The following is a 16,339-nucleotide window of genomic DNA, read 5'->3' as shown; positions in this document are numbered from 1 at the left end:
TTGATGTGGCGCACCATGATGGCGCCCTACCGATTTCCAAGAGGCGGCCCTCATGAGCGATTCCCAAACCTGCGTGCTGTTTGCTCTTGAGGATGGCGTGGCGCGCATCGTTCTCAACCGCCCGGATCAGTTGAACGCGATCACCGTGGGCATGCATCAAAGGTTGAGCGACATCCTCGACGAGATCGAGGCCAGCGCGGACCTTCGTGTGGTTCTGCTGACCGGGGCGGGGCGCGGCTTTTGCGCGGGGCAGGATCTGGGCGAAAGACCGGTGGAGCAGGAGGGGCCGCTCGATCTGGGGGAGAGTATTGAGCTGCGCTATAATCCGCTGATCCGGCGTCTGGCGCGGCTGCCGGTGCCGCTGGTCTGCGCGGTCAATGGCGTGGCGGCGGGGGCGGGGGCGGCGCTGGCGCTGATGGGCGATATGGTGATCGCCGCGCAATCGGCCAGTTTCATCCTGTCCTTCGCCAAGATCGGCCTGATGCCCGATTGCGGGATCAGCTGGCTGTTGCCCCGTCTGATCGGCCAGCCGCGCGCGCTGGGCATGGCGATGACGGGCGAGCGCATCAGCGCCGCCCGCGCGCAGGAATGGGGCTTGATCTGGCAATGCGCGCCCGACGATGATTTCATCGAGCATGTCGAGGCGCTGGTCTCCTTGCTGGCCGCCGCGCCCACGCAAGGGATCATGGCCGCGCGCAACGCGATTCGGCAAAGCTGGTCGCGCGATTTCGACGCCCAGCTCGACATTGAGCGCGATGGCCAGCGCCGCCTCGGCCATACCCACGATTACCGCGAGGGAGTCAGCGCCTTTCGCCAAAAACGCCGCCCGCAGTTTCGCGGCCTTTGATCTGCGTTAAACGTTGACCTGATGTAAAAATTGCACGAAGGTGCATTTATTGCGCCGTCAATAAGGCCACATGGGAGAGTTTTCGTGTCTGATGCAAATGTGGCCCAAGGCCCGATCTATCCGCGCGCGCCCATGGCATGGCTGACGGTGGCGATCCTTTTTATTCTGTACATCCGCTCGCTGGCTGACCGTTATCTGATGGCGCTGATGGTCGAACCGATCAAACAGGGCCTGCACCTGACCGACACGCAATTCAGCCTGTTGCAAGGCCCGGCCTTTGCGGTGTTCTACTGCCTCTGCGCCATGCCGGTCGGGCTTATGCTGGATCGCTACAGCCGCCGCTGGGTGCTGTTCTTCTGCATCCTGCTGTGGAGCGCGGGGGCTGGGGCTTGCGGCTTTGCGGGGGCCTTTGGCATGCTGATGGCCTCGCGCGCGCTCGTCGGCGCAGGCGAGGCGGGCTATACAACCGGCGCCTATTCGATCATCGGCGACAGTTTCCCGCCCTCGCGCCTGTCGCTGGCCATGGCGGTCTTCGTCATGGGCGGGGTGATGGGGGCGGGCATCGTCTTTTTGCTGGGCGGGCCGTTGGTGGGCTTCGTGCTGGAGGGCGGCATTTCCCATTGGCCGATGATGGGCCATTTCGCTCCCTGGCAGCAGGCCTTCGTCATCACCGGCATTCCGGGCATGGCCTTCGCCTTCCTCGTCTTCTTGTTCCCCGAACCGCGTCGCCGCCAACAGGCCGCCGTCTCCGCGCTCGAAGGTTATCGCGAGGCGTGGCGCTTCATTATGACTTATCCGCGCTGTTTCAGCGGCATCATCTTCGGCATCGGCTTTGTCTATACCGTCACCATCGCGCTGCAAATCTGGAGCCCGACCTTCCTGACCCGCGTCCATGGTTGGAAACCGGGCCAGATCGGGCTGGCGATGGGCATGGCGCAATTGCTGGCCGCGCTCAGCCTGCCGGTGCATGGCTGGGTGGTGGATCGGCTGTATAATGCCGGCTATCGCGATGCGCATCTGCGCTGGTGCCTGATCACGCTGGTGCTGGCCGGGCCGCTGGCGGTCGCGGCCTATCTGGTCAGCAATCCCTATGCCACGGTCGTGCTGTTCGGCCTTTATATGACCTGCATCCATTCGACCTCCTCGATGGGGCCTGCCTCGGTGCAATTGGTCACGCCAACGGCGCTGCGCGGGCGGGTCACGGCGATCTTTGTGCTGATGACCGGCCTGATCGGCATGGCGCTGGGCACGTTCCTTGTCGGCTTTGTGACCGATAAAGTATTGGGCGATCCGGCCAAAGTCGGGCTTTCGATGGTGGCTCTGGTGGTGGCAGGGCTGATTCTCGCGGCGGGATTTTTTGCCCATGGCTGCGCGGGTGTGCGCCGTTTGCTGGCCGCGCGGGCGGAGTAAACCGGGAGGTGGCGTAAAAATCTCCCGATTTCATGGGGCTGGCGCGGGTTGTGATATTTATCCGTCAGCCTTGATGATTATGCATAGGGATGCAAATTTGCATTGACTGGCAAAATTCTCCGGCCTACAAATTCTGCAACATAGGGCAAAAAGCGAGGCGTTGGACTTCGCGGGCTTTTATGGGAGGTTGGGATGCGAATTCATACCATGTCCGTATTGTTGGCAGGGACGGCGCTGGCCGCCGCGTTTCCGGGGGCCGCCAGCGCCGCCGATGAACCCAAAGCCGCCGACATCATCGTCACCGCCACGCGCATCGTGCGCGATGGCTATACCGCGCCGACGCCGGTAACCGTCGCCTCGGCCGAAGAACTGGCCAAGTCGACGCCGACCAATATTCCCGATGCGCTCAACAAGCTGCCCAATTTCCAGAACTCGCTGGGGCCGGGCAAGTCGGCGAACAATTTTTCGGCCATTCCGATCCATGGCAACATCCTGAACCTGCGCGGTCTGGGCACGCCCACGGCCAACCCCAAGGGGCCGCTGCGCACGTTGATCATGGTTGACGGGGTGCGCGTGGCGCCCACCGAATATATCGGCACCATCGACACCAACGTCATCCCCAACCTGCTGGTTCAGCGCGTGGACGTGGTGACGGGCGGCGCTTCGGCGGCATGGGGCTCGGACGCGGTGGCGGGCGTGGTCAACTTCGTGCTCGACAAGAAGTTCGTGGGTCTGAAGGGCAATCTTCAGGCGGGCACATCGCAGCGCGGCGACAATAACAACCAGCGCATCGGTCTGGCCTTTGGCACCAAGTTCGCGGGCGACCGTGGTCATCTGCTGCTCTCGGCCGAATATTACAACAATGGCGGCATGTATCGCGATGCACGCAAGGCGGGCCAGAATGGCTATGCCTGGGTCGGATCGACGCCGGGCTGCGTCAATACCACGTCTGATGCCACCGCCTGCTCGCCGGGCGGCTCGCTCAACCCGTATAAGCTGTCCAGCAATGTGCTGATCTCTTCGGCCTCGACCTATGGCAAGCTGTATAATGGCGCCGCCGCTCTTGGCACCAAGCTGAATGCCGATGGCACCGTCTCGGCCTTCAACACCGGCACTGCCACGGGCAGCGCGGGCATCCAGATCGGTGGCGACGGCTATACGATCCCGGCGCATACCACCGCGATTGCCCCCTCCAAGACCTATCAGAACTTCGGCCGCCTCAGCTTTGATTTCAGCGACAATTTCAGCGCTTATACGCAGATGATCTATTCGCGCACCGAAATCGGCTATGACGCGATGGCCAACACGCTGGTTCAGGGCAGCCCGACCGCGACGATCTTCGCGGGCAATCCCTATATCCCCGCCTCGCTGGCCTCGACGGTGGCGACCAATGGTTCGGTGGGCATTGCGGCCTATTATTCCGACAATCGGACCAATGTGCGCGAAACCACCGATTTCATCCAATCGACCTCGGGCATCGAGGGCAAGATTGGCGGGTGGAAGGTCAAGGCCGATTACACCCATTCGGAATCGACCCATAACATGGCCCAGTCGGGCCTGTGGGACTGGAAGAAGTTCTTTGCCGCGGTCGATGTCGTATCGGTGGGCGGCACGCCAACCTGCCGCGTGCTGACCGATCCGACGGTGGCCGCGCAATATGCCGGGTGCCAACCGATCAACCTGTTCGCGGGCAATCCGGCCACCACCAGTCCGGCGGGCTATGCCTATGCCACGGGCACATCGCAATATCGCGCACGCTTCAAGCATGACTCGTTCACCGCCAGCATCAGCGGCAGCCCCTTCAGCCTGCCCGCAGGCCCGGTCGATATCGTCGTGGGCGGTGAATATCGCAAACAGTCGATGGGCCTGACCAGCAATGCCGACCCGGCCAATCTGGACACGGCGGCCAAGAAGGCGGCCTATTTCGCAGGCTTGCGCGGGGTGCAATCGGCCTCGCTCTATTACTGGCTGACCAATGTCGGCACGGCCAATGGTTCGATGGATGTCAAGGAAGCCTTTGGCGAAATCGCGGTGCCGCTGTTGAAAGACGCCCCGCTGGCGCAACAGCTCAGCCTGAACGGCGCGGTGCGCGTGACCGATTATTCGACCTCGGGCACGGTGACGACGTGGAAAGCGGGCGGCACCTGGAAGCCGGTCAGCGACTTCCTGCTGCGCGCCACCTATTCGCGCGATATTCGCGCGCCCAACCTCTATGAACTCTATCGCGGCGACACCAGCGGCATCGGCATCGTGCTGGACCCGGTCACGGGGCTGAACCAGAACGCGTCGACCGTATCGGGCGGCAACCCCAAGCTGAAGCCCGAAGTGGCCAAGACGCTGACCATCGGCGGCGTGTTCACGCCCAGCTTCCTGCCGGGCTTCAGCATGTCGGTCGATTTTTACAAGATCGACATGACCGGCGCCATCGACGCGCTGACGGCACAGCAGATCCTCAATATCTGCGGCACGGCCGGCACGGCACCTGAATGCGCGCTGATTTCGCGGCCCACATCGTCCTCGTTCCCCTCGATGGTGCGGATCACGGAATCGAACATCTCGTTCCTGAAAACGCAGGGCGTCGATATTGACGCCAGCTATCGCCGTCAGGTCGGCAAGGGCGCGCTGGGCATCCGCCTCTATGCCAACTATCTGGGCCAGTTCGACACCCAGCTCTATGCCGGACAGCCGGTGGTGCATTATGCCGGGGCCAACGTGGTGGGTTCGAACCCTGTGTCCTATCCGCGCTGGCGCGGGTCGCTCTCGGTCGATTACACGATCGGGCCGATCGGCATCAATATTGCCGAACAATATATCGGCTCGATGAACCGCTTCCTCAATGCTTCGGCGCCTAATCTGTCGAACTTTGTCGGTGGTTCGGTGCCCGCCTATGTCTATACCGACCTTTCGGTGCGGGCGCGCATTCCTCATGGCAATGGCGGCTATTTCGAAGTGTTCGGCACGGTCAACAATCTGTTCGACACCGATCCGCCGATCATTCCGGGCATCACGCCGGGCGTCAATCTGGCCACCAATATCTCGACCTATGACATGATCGGCCGCGCCTTTACGGCGGGTGTCCGCTTCAAGTTCTGACGAACCTGCCCCTTACCGGGGGGCACAGGCTGGCCGCGCTCATCTCCCGATGGCGCGGCCATTTTTTTAAAAGAAGGGTGAAAGATGCTGCGCTGGCGTTCGATGCTGTTTGCCCCTGCCGACAATGCGGGGCGCTGCGCCAAGGCGGCGCGGGCGGGGGTCGATGCGGTGATCCTCGACCTTGAGGATGCGGTGGCCCCCGGCGCGAAACCTACGGCGCGAGCTGCTCTGGCCGGGGTGGTGGCGGATGTCCGGGCGCAGGGCGTGGCGGCGACGGTTCGGATCAACGGTGCGTGGATGATGGCGGTCGAGGATCTGCGCGCGGCGGTGAGCGCGGGGGCCGATGCGATCATGGTGCCAAAAGTGGAATGCCCGCATGACCTGTGCGTGATCGCGGCGATGGTGGCCGAATTGCGCGGGGCGGCCTTACCGCTGATCGCGTTGATTGAAAGCCCATTGGGCGTGGCGCGGGCGCAGGCGATTGCGGATGTGCCCTGTGTGGCCGGTCTGGCGCTGGGCACCGAGGATTTCAGCCTTGCTATGGGGGTGGAGCCGTCCCCCGCCGTGCTCGACCTGCCTGCGCGGCAATTGGCTTTGGCGGCGGCGGGGCGGGGGCTGATGGCGCTGGCGCTGCCTTTTTCCATCGCGCGTTTCCGCGAAGAAGAAGCCTATCGCGCCATCGCGGGCGAGGCGGCGGCTTATGGCGTCAATGGCGCGATCTGTATCCACCCCAAGCAGGTGGCGGTGGCCAATGAAGTTTTCGGCCTGTCCCCCGCCGCACGCGAGGAGGCAGAGCGCATCTGGGCCGCTTGGGAGGAGGCGCGGGCGCAGGGCCTGTCGGTGGTGTCGCTCGACGGCCGGATGATCGACCTGCCCGTGGCGGAGCGGGCCAGAAAGGCTCTGGCCCGCCAGTAATGGATCAGTTCGTCTTGATCCAGACGCCCTTGGTTTGCAGATAGGCGTCAATATGCTCATGGCCGCCCTCGCGGCCAAATCCGCTCATTTTATAGCCGCCAAAAGGCACCGCCGGGTCCATGGCGAAATAGTGATTGACCCAGACCGACCCGGCGCGGATGCGTTTGACCGCCGACATGGCCTTGTCGATGTCCTTGGTCCACACCCCGCCCGCAAGGCCGAAACGGGTGGCATTGGCCCGCGCTATCACCTCGTCAAACGTGTCAAAGGGCATGATCGAGGCGACGGGGCCGAAGATTTCCTCGCAGGCAATCCGCATATCGTCGCGCACATCGGCAAAAACCGTGGGGGCCACCCAATAGCCCTTGTCCAGCCCGCCCGCCGTCACGCGCCCGCCGCCGGTAATCAGCCTTGCGCCCTGCTGCGCGCCCAACGCAAGATAATCGGAGACGCGATCGAATTGCTTGCCCGACACGATGGGGCCGATCTGCGTGGCCGGATCGAGGCTGAGGCCGACCTTCAGCCCATCGGCGAAGGCGGCAAAGCGGCCGACGAATTCCTCATAGACCGGGCGCTCGACATAGATGCGCGTGCCCGCCGCGCAGACCTGTCCGCTGTTGTTGAACACGCCCATGGCCGAGGCAGGGATGGCCGCGTCCAGATTGGCGTCGGCAAAGATGATATTGGGCGATTTGCCGCCCAGTTCCATCGTCACCTTTTTGAACGTCCGCGCCGAAGCTTCGACGATCCGTGCGCCGGTGGGGCCTGATCCGGTAAAGGCCACCTTGTCCACATCGGGATGGGCCGAAAGCGCGGCCCCGGTGGCCCCCGCGCCCGTCACCACATTGACCACGCCCGGCGGTACGCCCGCCTCATGGCAGAGTTCGGCAAAGCGCAGGGCGGACAGGCCCGCATCCTCGGCAGGCTTCAGCACGATGGTGCAGCCCGTGGCCAGCACCGGCCCGATCTTCCAAGCCGCGCTGAAAAGCGGCCCGTTCCACGGGATGATCGCGCCCACCACGCCGATGGGTTCGCGCAACGTATAGGAGAGCAGGTCGACCGGGAAGGAATTGCCCATAGTCTGGCCATAGATCGCCGTGGCCGCCCCCGCGAAATGGTGCAGCGAACGTTTCAACATCCCGCGCAGCCCGCGCGATGCGGTGATCGGGCGGCCCATCTCCAGCGTATCGAGCATGGCCAGATCATCGCATTCGGCATCGACCAGTTCGGCCAGCTTGAGGATCACCGTCTGCCTTTCGGCCGGTTTGAAGCGGCTCCATGGACCTTCAAAGGCGGCTCTGGCGGCTTTGACCGCGCGGTCCACATCGTCCCCTCCGGCCAGCGCCAATTGCGCCACCAACTCGCCGGTAGAGGCGCTGATGCTGTTGAACGTCTCGCCCGAAAGCGCGTCTACCGCCTCGCCATTGATCAGCAGTTTTTTGCGTCCATCGCCCAGCCACGCGGGGCGGAAAGCGCTGATGCTGCTATAGTCGGTCATGTCTGGCATCCTCTTGGATCTTTTGCGGATCATAGGCACATTTCTGCACATGAGGTCAATAATAAAACGTGGTAGGCGGTTTGCGCCCTGCCGCGCCCTATGGCATGGCGGGATAGGAAAAGAGAGGAACCATGGCCGACCCCGCCCCACCATTCAATGCGGCCAAACGCCACCTGCTGCTGACCGCCGAGCGCCTGTTCGCCCAGCGCGGATGCGAGGGCGTGTCGCTGCGCGAGATTGCGCAGGCGGCCGGATCGCGCAACAACAATGCCGTGCAATATCACTTCGGATCGCGTGAGGGGGTGATGGCGGCGATCCATGTCTGCCGCGTGGGCGATATGGAGACGATGCGCGAGGCGATGTTGGCGCGGGCCGGGGCGGAGGGGCTGCTGGGCGACTCGCTGACCTTGCTGCAAATCCTGTGCCTGCCGCATCTGGCGCTCAAAGGTGAGGATGGCAGCCATCCCTATGCCGGGTTTCTGGTGCATTATGTGATGCGCCACTGGCGCGCGCCCGACCCGCAAGCCGCCGTGGGGGCGGGCGGCGTGGCCCCGGCGCAAAGGCGGGTGGTCGAATTGATCGCGGCGACTTTGGGCGATCTGTCGCCGGCTTTCATCCGCTCACGCAGTATGCTGGCTCTGATGCTTTTCCTTAACGCGCTGCTGCGCCACGATCATGTCGATCGGCAATTGGGCGGCGCGGCCCTGCTGGAGGATGCATTGCGCAGCGCCCATGCCGCCCTGTGTCAGGGGGCCACAGGGCGTGCGCCTTTGCTGTTTGCCGATATGCTGGCGCTCTAACCCCCGATCTTCACCGTCACCGCGCGCAGGGTGCCGGTAAAGCGGCTGCTGGCCACACTATAGGACGGATCGACCGGCGAGATCGTGTCCTGTCCTATGTCGAAACCTTCGGTATGCGAGATGACCTGTGCGAAGGTGCGGGGGATGCGCCCGCCGCCCACCGGCGCGCCATCGAGGAGCAGCGTGACATTGCCGCCGCTGGTCGCCGCTTCCTTGTCGAGGGTAAAACGCATTTCCAGCCGATGCGCGCCTGCGCCGATGGTCTTGGTGGCGGCGATGCGGGTCATATTGGCCGGGGTCAGATTATAGGCAAACACCGGGCGGCCATGGTCGAGATAGAAGCTGTATCCGCCAAAGCGCCCGCCTTGGGCTGCAATCACGCCATTCCCGGTAGTCAGCTCCGCGCTGATGGTGAAGGAATGGCCGACCGTGGGCGGGGCGGCGCTTTCGGCAATGTCGGTGATCGGCATCGTATAGGTGAAACTGGTGCGGCCCGCGCTGGGGTCGGGCCTGCCCTTTTGCCCGCCATCGGGGCTGTGGATCGGCAGGATCTTGGCCTTGGCGGCCTCGGCCCAGAATGTCGCCTTCATCCGCTCCAGCCGCGCCGGTTCGGCAGAGGCAAGATCATGGGCCTCGCTGAAATCCTTGTCGATATTGTAGAGTTCCCATTGCCGGTTTTCGACCGCGACGCGGGGTGGGGGCGTGCGCTCCCAAGGCGTCACCATCGGCTTGGTTGCGGCGACCCAGCCGTCCTTATAGAGGCTCAGGTTCTCCGCCATGGCAAAGACCTGCGTGGTGCGGCGCGAAGGGGCGGCGGGCTGGTCCAGAGTGTAGCGCGCGCTGATGCCGGTGATCGATTGTTGCGGCACGCCGTTGAACACGTCGGGCGCGACGATCCCGGCCACGTCCAGCAGCGTGGGCATGATGTCGCTGACATGCAGGAATTGCGAGCGGATCGCACCCGCATCGGCAATATGATGCGGCCATGCCACGACCATCCCGTTGCGCAGGCCGCCGAAATGCGAGCCATAGCGCTTTGACCACTGAAACGGCGCATTGAGCGCCCAGCCCCAGCCGCCGGGATAGAGATTATAGGCGTTGCGCCCGCCAATATCGCCAATATGCGCGATGGAGCGGGCCAGATCCTCCTTCACCCCGGACAAGGGCGATTGTTCGTATAGTTTGCCGTCGAAACTGCCCTCGGCGCTGGCGCCATTGTCGCCCTGAATATAGATGATCAGCGTGTTGTCATAGGTGCCATTGTCTTTCAGGCTCTGGATCACGCGGCCCACCTGATCGTCGGCATAGGCGAGCGATGCGGCATAGGCCTCCATATAGCGGGCATAGAGGCGCTGCTGATCGGGCTTCAGGCTGTCCCAAGCAGGCAAGGTCGCGGGGCGGGGCGGGGCCTGCGTGTCGGCGGGAATGGTGCCCAGCGCCTTTTCGCGCGCGAAGATCTCATCGCGCAGCGCGTCCCAGCCCTTATCAAACCGGCCCTTGAATTTGGCCAGCCAAGCGGCGGGCGCATGGTTGGGTGCATGGGCCGCGCCGGTGGCGTAATAGGCGAAGAAGGGGCGGTCGGGCGTATTGGCCTTTTGTTCGGCGATCCAGGCGATAGCGTGATCGGCCAGATCGCTTTCCAGATGGTATCCTGGGCGGTTGACATCGGGATGGGCGGGGCGAGTGTTTTCCACCAGCGAGGGTTCAAAAGCGGAGGAATCCGCGCCCAGAAAGCCGTAGAAATAGTCAAACCCCAGCCCCGTGGGCCAGCGGTCGAAGGGGCCGGAGGCGCTCATTTCCCATTCGGGGGTGATATGCGATTTGCCGAACATCGCGGTGGAATAGCCCCCGGCGCGCAGCAGCGCGGGCAGGGCGGCGGCGCTCTTGGGAATGGCGCTGTTATAGCCTTCATAGCCGGTGGCCCAATTGGCGACATAGCCCATGCCGACCGCCTGCGGATTGCGCCCGGTCAGCAGCGAGGCGCGCGTGGGCGAGCAGATGGCGGTGGTGTGAAAGCGGTTATAGCGCAGCCCTTCGCGCGCTAAGGCGTCGAACGTGGCGGTGGGGATCGGCCCGCCAAAGGCGGACGAGGCGCCAAAGCCGACGTCATCGGTCATGATCAGCAGGATGTTGGGCGCGGATTTGGCTGCGCGGACCGGTTGCGGCCAGACGGGGGCTGAGGATTCCGCCGCCGAGATCCCGGTTTGCGCCAGAGCGGCAGCGGGCAGCAGGGCCGACACGGCCAGCAGGGCGGATTTCAGGCGTAGCAAGCGCATCGGCATTCTCCCGAACCGGGGTCTGATGCGCCGGTTTCGGGAGCGAATATGCCGGTTAAAATCTGCACGTCAATATAAATTAAGTCGATTGACTTAAATCGTCCTCCCGCAGCGATCCCCCTCGCGAAACGCCTCCAGCGCGGATCGCGGGGCCACCATGTCGCCCGCGCTCATCACCTTGTATCGCCCGCCCAATGCCTCGATCAGCCCGGTTCGGGGCGATGGCGCCACGCCCGCGACGATCAGGTCGAATGCTTCGCGCCTTTCCGCGCCGGAGAAAGCATGGCGGATCACCGCCTCGCCATCTTCGACCCGCGCCAGCAGGGATTGCGCCACCAGTTCGACGCCCAGCGTGGGGAAGCTTTTGAGATAGTCGATCAGATGGGTGAAGCCCACGTTGACGCCATAGGACATATAGGGCGTGACCACCGTGACCTTGGCCCCGCGCCGGGCGATGGCTTCGATGGAAAGCGCGGTTTCATAATTGGCGCGAATATCGACGAACAGCACGCGCAACCCGCGCATATCCAGCTTCTCGCCCTCAAACGTCCCTTCCGCCCCCTCATCACTGGAAATCACCGGGATCGAGCCGTCGCTGATGGTCTTGAGCGTGGTCGAGGGCGCGGCGCCCGTGGCCAGAATCACCGCATCGGGGGCCAGAGCATCGACCAGCGCCGTATCGGCCACGGTCTGCATCCTGATGTCCACCTTAAGCAGGCTCAACTCGCTTTCCACCCAAGCTACCGCCGAGAGCAGGTTGCTGGCATCGCCCAACTTTTCCACCGCCGCGAAACGCCCGCCAAGGCGCGCGCCCTGTTCGACCAGCGTGACCTGATGACCACGCCTCGCGGCCACCTCTGCGGCCTTAATCCCCGCCGGGCCGCCGCCCACGACCAGCACCTTTTTATGCTCCACCGGCGCGGCGTCGAGCGCGGCAAAGCGTTCCTCCTCGCCCACTTCGGGATTGTGGATGCAGGTGATGGGGTAAAGGCCGGTGCGGTCGATACAGCCCTGATTGGCCCCGGTGCACAGGCGGATGCGGTTGGCCTGTCCGCTCATCAATTTGGCCACCATGTCGGGGTCGGAAATCTGGGCGCGGGTCATGCCGACCAGATCGCAATCGCCCGCCTCCAGCGCCTGTTCGGCAAGGTCATGGGTGGGGATTTTGCCCACGCCGATCACGGGGATCGCGCCGCCGATGGCCTCTTTCAACCCCCGCGTATAGGGCAGCCATTCGCCCATTTTGTACCGATAGCTGCCGATGGCGCGGACATAATGCGCGCCGCCTGCGCCTTCGGAATGGTTGAGATAGTCGAGCATCCCGGTATCCACCGCGCCCGCCGCAATCTCGCGCAAACCCTCCGGCCCCAGACCGCCCGCGCCCGACAGGAAATCATCGGCGGAGATGCGCAGGCCAAGGATCTTGTCCGGCCCGATGGCCGCGCGCACGCGGTGGATCACAGCGGTCAGGAAAGCCAGCGGCGCTCCCCAGCGGTCAGTGCGCTGGTTGCCCCATGGGCTGAAACTCTGCTGGATCAGATAGCCATGCGTGCCATGCAGTTCGACGCCGTCGATGCCATTCTCGCAGGCCACGCGCGCCGCCGCCGCAAAGCTCTCGATGATCTCCTCGATCTCGGCCTCGCTCATCGCATGGGCGGTTTCGCCCAGCGACGAGGTAAGCGCCGACATGCCCCAGAGCGGGTGCATATCATCGCGCGCCTCGGATTTGCCGGTGGCACCATAGTGGAACAATTGCTGCACCAGCCGCGCGCCATGGGCATGGGCGCGATCCGCCAATTGGCGATATTTGGGCGCCATATCCTCCGCGTCATAGACGAAATGCATCTCTTTCTGGCTGGAGGCATGGACATGCATCGCCGTCAGGATCAGCAAGCCACAGCCCCCGCGCGCTCGCCGCTCGACATAGGCGATGTAGCGCGCACCATCATTGCCCTTCTGCCAGAAATCCACAAAGGCCGAATGGGCCGTCTGCACGACGCGATTCTTCACCTCGACCCGCCCGAGGCGGATCGGTTGCAGCAGTTTCATGAGTGTCTCTCCCTTGCGTCCCGCTTATGGCGCGGGTTGGCTCAGATCAGTTGGGTTTTGGGCAGTTGCACGACCATCCCATCCATCGCCTCGGTCACGGGGATCTGGCACGAGAGGCGGCTGCCCGCCTGCGGATCGGCGGCAAATTCCATCATCGCCTCCTCCTCCTCGCTGGCAGGCGTCAGGCGGGCGATCCAGTCATCGGGGATCACCACCTGACAGGTGGCGCAAGAGCAAGCCCCGCCGCAATCGGCCAGAATGCCGCGCAACCCGTTCTTGACCGCGCCCTCCATCAGGCTCCAGCCCTGTGGCACATCGACCACCTGATCGGTGCCATCGGCAAGGCGATAGTTGATTGTCGCCATCAATCCTCTCCGATGCTCAGCGCCCGCTCGGGGCAGGCGCGGGTGGCGCGGCCTGCCAGCGCTTCCTGTCCCGGCGGCACGGTGATGTCGCCGGGCAGGACATAGCCTTCGTCATCCAGCTCGAACAAGTCCGGCGCCAGCGCCCAGCAGCGCGCATGGCCAGCGCATTTCTCGCGGTCTACCTTGATAATCATCGTCCTTAACTCCAGTCGATCACCAGATTTTCCACGCCAAAGACAAAGCCGCCGAAGGTGACGGGGGCTGTGCCTTCCTTGATGCGGAAAGGCGGGATGCGGGCGAACCATTCATTGAGCGCGATGATGATCTCGCGCCGGGCCAGATGCGAGCCAAGGCAGCGGTGCGGGCCATAGGAGAAGGCGGTGTGGCGATTGTCCTCGCGGTTGAAATCGATGGTGTTGGGATCGGGAAATTCGGCCGGATCGCGGCTGGAGGCCATTGAGGGGCAGGAGACCAGATCGCCCTTTTTGATTGGGCATCCGCCCAGATCCATGTCGCGCGTGGCGGTGCGGATCGGGGTGACGCTGGGGAAGGCGCGCAGCATTTCCTCGACAGCGCTGGGCAGAATCGCGGGATTGTCGCGCAATTCCTGTTGGCGATCGGGGTTGCGGGCGAGGAAATAGAGGTCGAGGCCGATGGCGGTGGCCACTGTATCCAGCCCGCCGATGAAGAGCAGCACGGCAATCGAGCGGATTTCCTGATCGGTCAGGGGGCGGCCTTCGACCTGTGCCTGCACCAGAAAGGTCATGAAATCGTCGGCCGGTTCTTCCTTGCGCTGGGCGATCATGCCTTCAAGGAAATTCAGCACCTTATGCGCTGCCGCCGTGCGTTCGGCAGGCCCCATATGCAGCAGTTCATTGGCCCAGCCGACAAATTCCATCAACCGGTCATCGGGAATGCCAAGGAAGGCGAGGAACACGCTGACCGCCAGCGGGAAGGCGAATTCGGTCATCACCTCGGCCGATGTGCCGCGCGCCTTCAGCCCCTCGATCAGTTCGACCGCCTTGGCCGTGACGAAGGGTTCGAGCGCCGCCACCCGCTTTGGCGAGAGCAGCGGGTTGAGCATCGAGCGATATTTGCCATGTTCGGGCGGGTCGAGTTCGAGCGGGATTACCGGCCAGTCCTCGCCGATGGCCGAGGAGAAGATGCGGCGATAGGAGGAATAGCTCGCGCCGTCCTGAAGGACATTGCGCTGTTCTTCGGCGGTGGTGACGATCCATGCGCCTTGACCGTCGCGGGTGGTTTCGGGGGCGTAGAACACCGCAGGCCCATCGAGCAATTTGGCCACCGCGGCAAAGGGGTCGCCAAAGGGGGTGGGGCGCATTTCGGGCGATTTGTACAGGTTGAAGGCCCCCACGCAGTGCGCGGGGACGTGATCGGGAACCTTAGGCTGACTCGCCATGGCAATCCTCCAGTGTTCTGTTCTTTGGACAGGCTATAGAATCCTGCACCTGAGTGCTAGATACAACAGATGTTTTATCTGTACAACGCCTGTTTTATCGCGCAGTCATGCCGGGCCATGAACGACATCGCCCCACCCCAATCCGCCGCCGATCTGCGCCGCGCCGAAGTGATTGCCTGCGCGGCGCAATTGCTGGTCGAAGGGGGGCTGGGGGAAATCACCTTTCGCAATCTGGCGCGGCGGATGGATTGTTCGACCACCGTGATCAGCCACCATTTCCGCAACAAGGATGAGGTGGTGCTGGAAACCTATCGCCATGTGAATGCGCGGGCGGCCGCGATGCGCGATGCGGCGTTGTCGAATCGCGCGCATACGGCGGTGCGCGCCATCGAGGAACTGCTGCCCATCAGCACGGCCCAGCGCGACAATTGGGCGGCATGGCTGCATTTCTGGAGCGCGGCTTTGCATGATCCGGTGCTGGCCGCCGAACATGCGGTGGGCCTGTATCAGACGGTCGAGCGAGTGGCGGCCTATCTGCGCTCCATCGGCATGGAGGGCGATGCGGCGCAAGGCGCGGCGCAGGCGATCAGCAACGCGCTCTATGGCATCGCCATACAGGCCCTGTTCGACCGCGAGCATTGGGACGAGGCAAGGTTGCGGCAGGAATTCCGCCGCACCACGGCCTATGCGCTGGGGCCGGACATGGCCGCCAGACAGGTTTAACCCTCGGCCAGAAACGCCCGAATATCCTCCAGCACCGTCGGAAAGCGGTCATGGTGGAGCCAGTGGCTGGCATTGTCATATTCGATCAGGCGCGCGTTGCGGAAATGCTCGATCCGCCCGTCCTTGCCCGGATTGGGCATGAACGTGTTGCTGCCATGCAGGAACAGCACCGGACAGGTCACGGCCTGCCACATGGCGATTACTTCCTCTTCCGGGAAATCCAGCACCGGCCAGATGTTGAGCCGGGGGTCGAATTTCCAGCTATAGGTGCCGTCATCATTGCTGCGCAGCGCATGATGGGTCAGATGGCGGACCTGATCGTCGGAGAGATAGGGGTTCTTTTCCCGCATCCGGGCAAAGGCGTCCTCCTCGGATGCATAGCGCTTGGGGTGGCGCTTGGCCGCTTCCTGATGCAGGCGGATCCAGTTGGCGACGCGCGCGGCAAAGGGCTGGATCATCCGCTGCGAATTGCGCCCGCTCGACAGGGCCAGCCCCTCGATATTGACGAAGCGCGCGACCCGGTCGGGGAAGATCCCGGCGTAGCGCGTCGTCACCATCGCGCCCAGCGAATGGGCGCAGATGGTCAGCTTCTCCTGCCCCAGCGCATCGGCCAGATTGGCGAAATCCATCAGGAGCGCGGCCATCGTGTAATCGGCGTCAGGCGACCATGCGCTGTTGCCATGTCCGCGCAGATCGGGCGCGATCACCCGCCATTCCCCGGCCAATTCGCGCGCCAGCCAATCCATCGAGCGAGCATGATCAAAGCCGCCATGTTGCAGCACCAGCACCGGAGCATTGGGATCGCCCCATTCCAGATAATGCAGGCGCAGGGTCTGGCTGGTGAAATAGTTCGACCGGGGCCGGATGGAATCAGAGGATGACAGCTTGACCATGCGTGCAGGTTTGGATCGCCCCGCACGCATGGTCAATGGGCTTATGGCGT

13 protein-coding genes are annotated in these 16,339 nt (G+C 63.6%); 6 read left to right on the top strand and 7 right to left on the bottom strand.

Annotated elements, in window-relative coordinates:
• The first annotated feature begins 52 nt into the window (after positions 1-52).
• The 4 genes from paaG (at position 53) to GGR38_RS14990 (ending at position 6,265) form a co-directional block, all read left to right on the top strand.
• Positions 53-847 carry a 2-(1,2-epoxy-1,2-dihydrophenyl)acetyl-CoA isomerase PaaG gene (paaG, locus tag GGR38_RS15005; RefSeq protein ID WP_183626944.1) on the top strand — a complete coding sequence of 265 codons (795 nt, stop codon included), beginning with the start codon at positions 53-55 and terminating at the stop codon, positions 845-847.
• A gap of 84 nt (positions 848-931) precedes the next feature.
• Positions 932-2,257 (top strand): MFS transporter, encoded by a 1,326-nt coding sequence (locus GGR38_RS15000; protein ID WP_343059116.1) that lies wholly within the window; start codon positions 932-934, stop codon positions 2,255-2,257.
• A 207-nt stretch (positions 2,258-2,464) separates the two neighbouring features.
• A complete protein-coding gene (locus GGR38_RS14995; RefSeq protein WP_246404723.1) occupies positions 2,465-5,350 on the top strand; it encodes a TonB-dependent receptor domain-containing protein in 2,886 nt (961 codons plus the stop codon).
• An 84-nt stretch (positions 5,351-5,434) separates the two neighbouring features.
• Positions 5,435-6,265 carry an HpcH/HpaI aldolase/citrate lyase family protein gene (locus GGR38_RS14990; protein ID WP_183626940.1) on the top strand — a complete coding sequence of 277 codons (831 nt, stop codon included), beginning with the start codon at positions 5,435-5,437 and terminating at the stop codon, positions 6,263-6,265.
• 4 nt (positions 6,266-6,269) lie between these two features.
• Here the strand turns inward: GGR38_RS14990 and GGR38_RS14985 are convergent, their stop codons facing one another.
• Positions 6,270-7,763 (bottom strand): aldehyde dehydrogenase family protein, encoded by a 1,494-nt coding sequence (locus tag GGR38_RS14985; RefSeq protein WP_183626938.1) that lies wholly within the window; start codon positions 7,761-7,763, stop codon positions 6,270-6,272.
• A 131-nt stretch (positions 7,764-7,894) separates the two neighbouring features.
• Here GGR38_RS14985 and GGR38_RS14980 point away from each other — a divergent pair, with 131 nt between their 5' ends.
• Positions 7,895-8,563, top strand: coding sequence for a helix-turn-helix domain-containing protein (locus GGR38_RS14980; protein ID WP_183626936.1), 669 nt, complete (start codon positions 7,895-7,897; stop codon positions 8,561-8,563).
• Here GGR38_RS14980 and GGR38_RS14975 read toward each other — a convergent pair.
• The 5 genes from GGR38_RS14975 to GGR38_RS14955 form a co-directional block, all read right to left on the bottom strand.
• Positions 8,560-10,839, bottom strand: a complete 2,280-nt coding sequence (locus GGR38_RS14975; RefSeq protein ID WP_246404721.1) for an arylsulfatase — start codon at positions 10,837-10,839, stop codon at positions 8,560-8,562. The two genes, GGR38_RS14980 and GGR38_RS14975, sit on opposite strands and share 4 nt — an antisense overlap.
• 93 nt (positions 10,840-10,932) lie before the next feature.
• Complete coding sequence (locus GGR38_RS14970) at positions 10,933-12,888, bottom strand: oxidoreductase (protein WP_183626932.1); 1,956 nt, start codon at positions 12,886-12,888, stop codon at positions 10,933-10,935.
• A 41-nt stretch (positions 12,889-12,929) separates the two neighbouring features.
• On the bottom strand, positions 12,930-13,253 hold the full coding sequence (locus GGR38_RS14965; RefSeq protein ID WP_183626923.1) for a 2Fe-2S iron-sulfur cluster-binding protein: 324 nt from the start codon (positions 13,251-13,253) through the stop codon (positions 12,930-12,932).
• Positions 13,253-13,447, bottom strand: a complete 195-nt coding sequence (locus GGR38_RS14960) for a ferredoxin (protein WP_183626921.1) — start codon at positions 13,445-13,447, stop codon at positions 13,253-13,255. Before GGR38_RS14960 ends, GGR38_RS14965 begins: the two co-directional genes overlap by 1 nt.
• 5 nt (positions 13,448-13,452) lie before the next feature.
• Positions 13,453-14,673 (bottom strand): cytochrome P450, encoded by a 1,221-nt coding sequence (locus GGR38_RS14955; protein ID WP_183626919.1) that lies wholly within the window; start codon positions 14,671-14,673, stop codon positions 13,453-13,455.
• A 117-nt stretch (positions 14,674-14,790) separates the two neighbouring features.
• Between GGR38_RS14955 and GGR38_RS14950 the strand changes: the two genes are divergently transcribed.
• A complete protein-coding gene (locus GGR38_RS14950; protein WP_183626917.1) occupies positions 14,791-15,396 on the top strand; it encodes a TetR family transcriptional regulator C-terminal domain-containing protein in 606 nt (201 codons plus the stop codon).
• Here GGR38_RS14950 and GGR38_RS14945 read toward each other — a convergent pair.
• The gene (locus tag GGR38_RS14945; protein WP_183626915.1) at positions 15,393-16,289 is read right to left on the bottom strand and encodes an alpha/beta fold hydrolase; all 897 of its coding nucleotides are present in this window, start codon (positions 16,287-16,289) and stop codon (positions 15,393-15,395) included. The genes GGR38_RS14950 and GGR38_RS14945 overlap by 4 nt on opposite strands.
• Between the last annotated feature and the right edge of the window lie 50 nt (positions 16,290-16,339).

This window comes from Novosphingobium sediminicola (assembly GCF_014196525.1).
Taxonomy (GTDB): domain Bacteria; phylum Pseudomonadota; class Alphaproteobacteria; order Sphingomonadales; family Sphingomonadaceae; genus Novosphingobium; species Novosphingobium sediminicola.
This window is presented reverse-complemented; position numbering and strand designations above follow the sequence as displayed.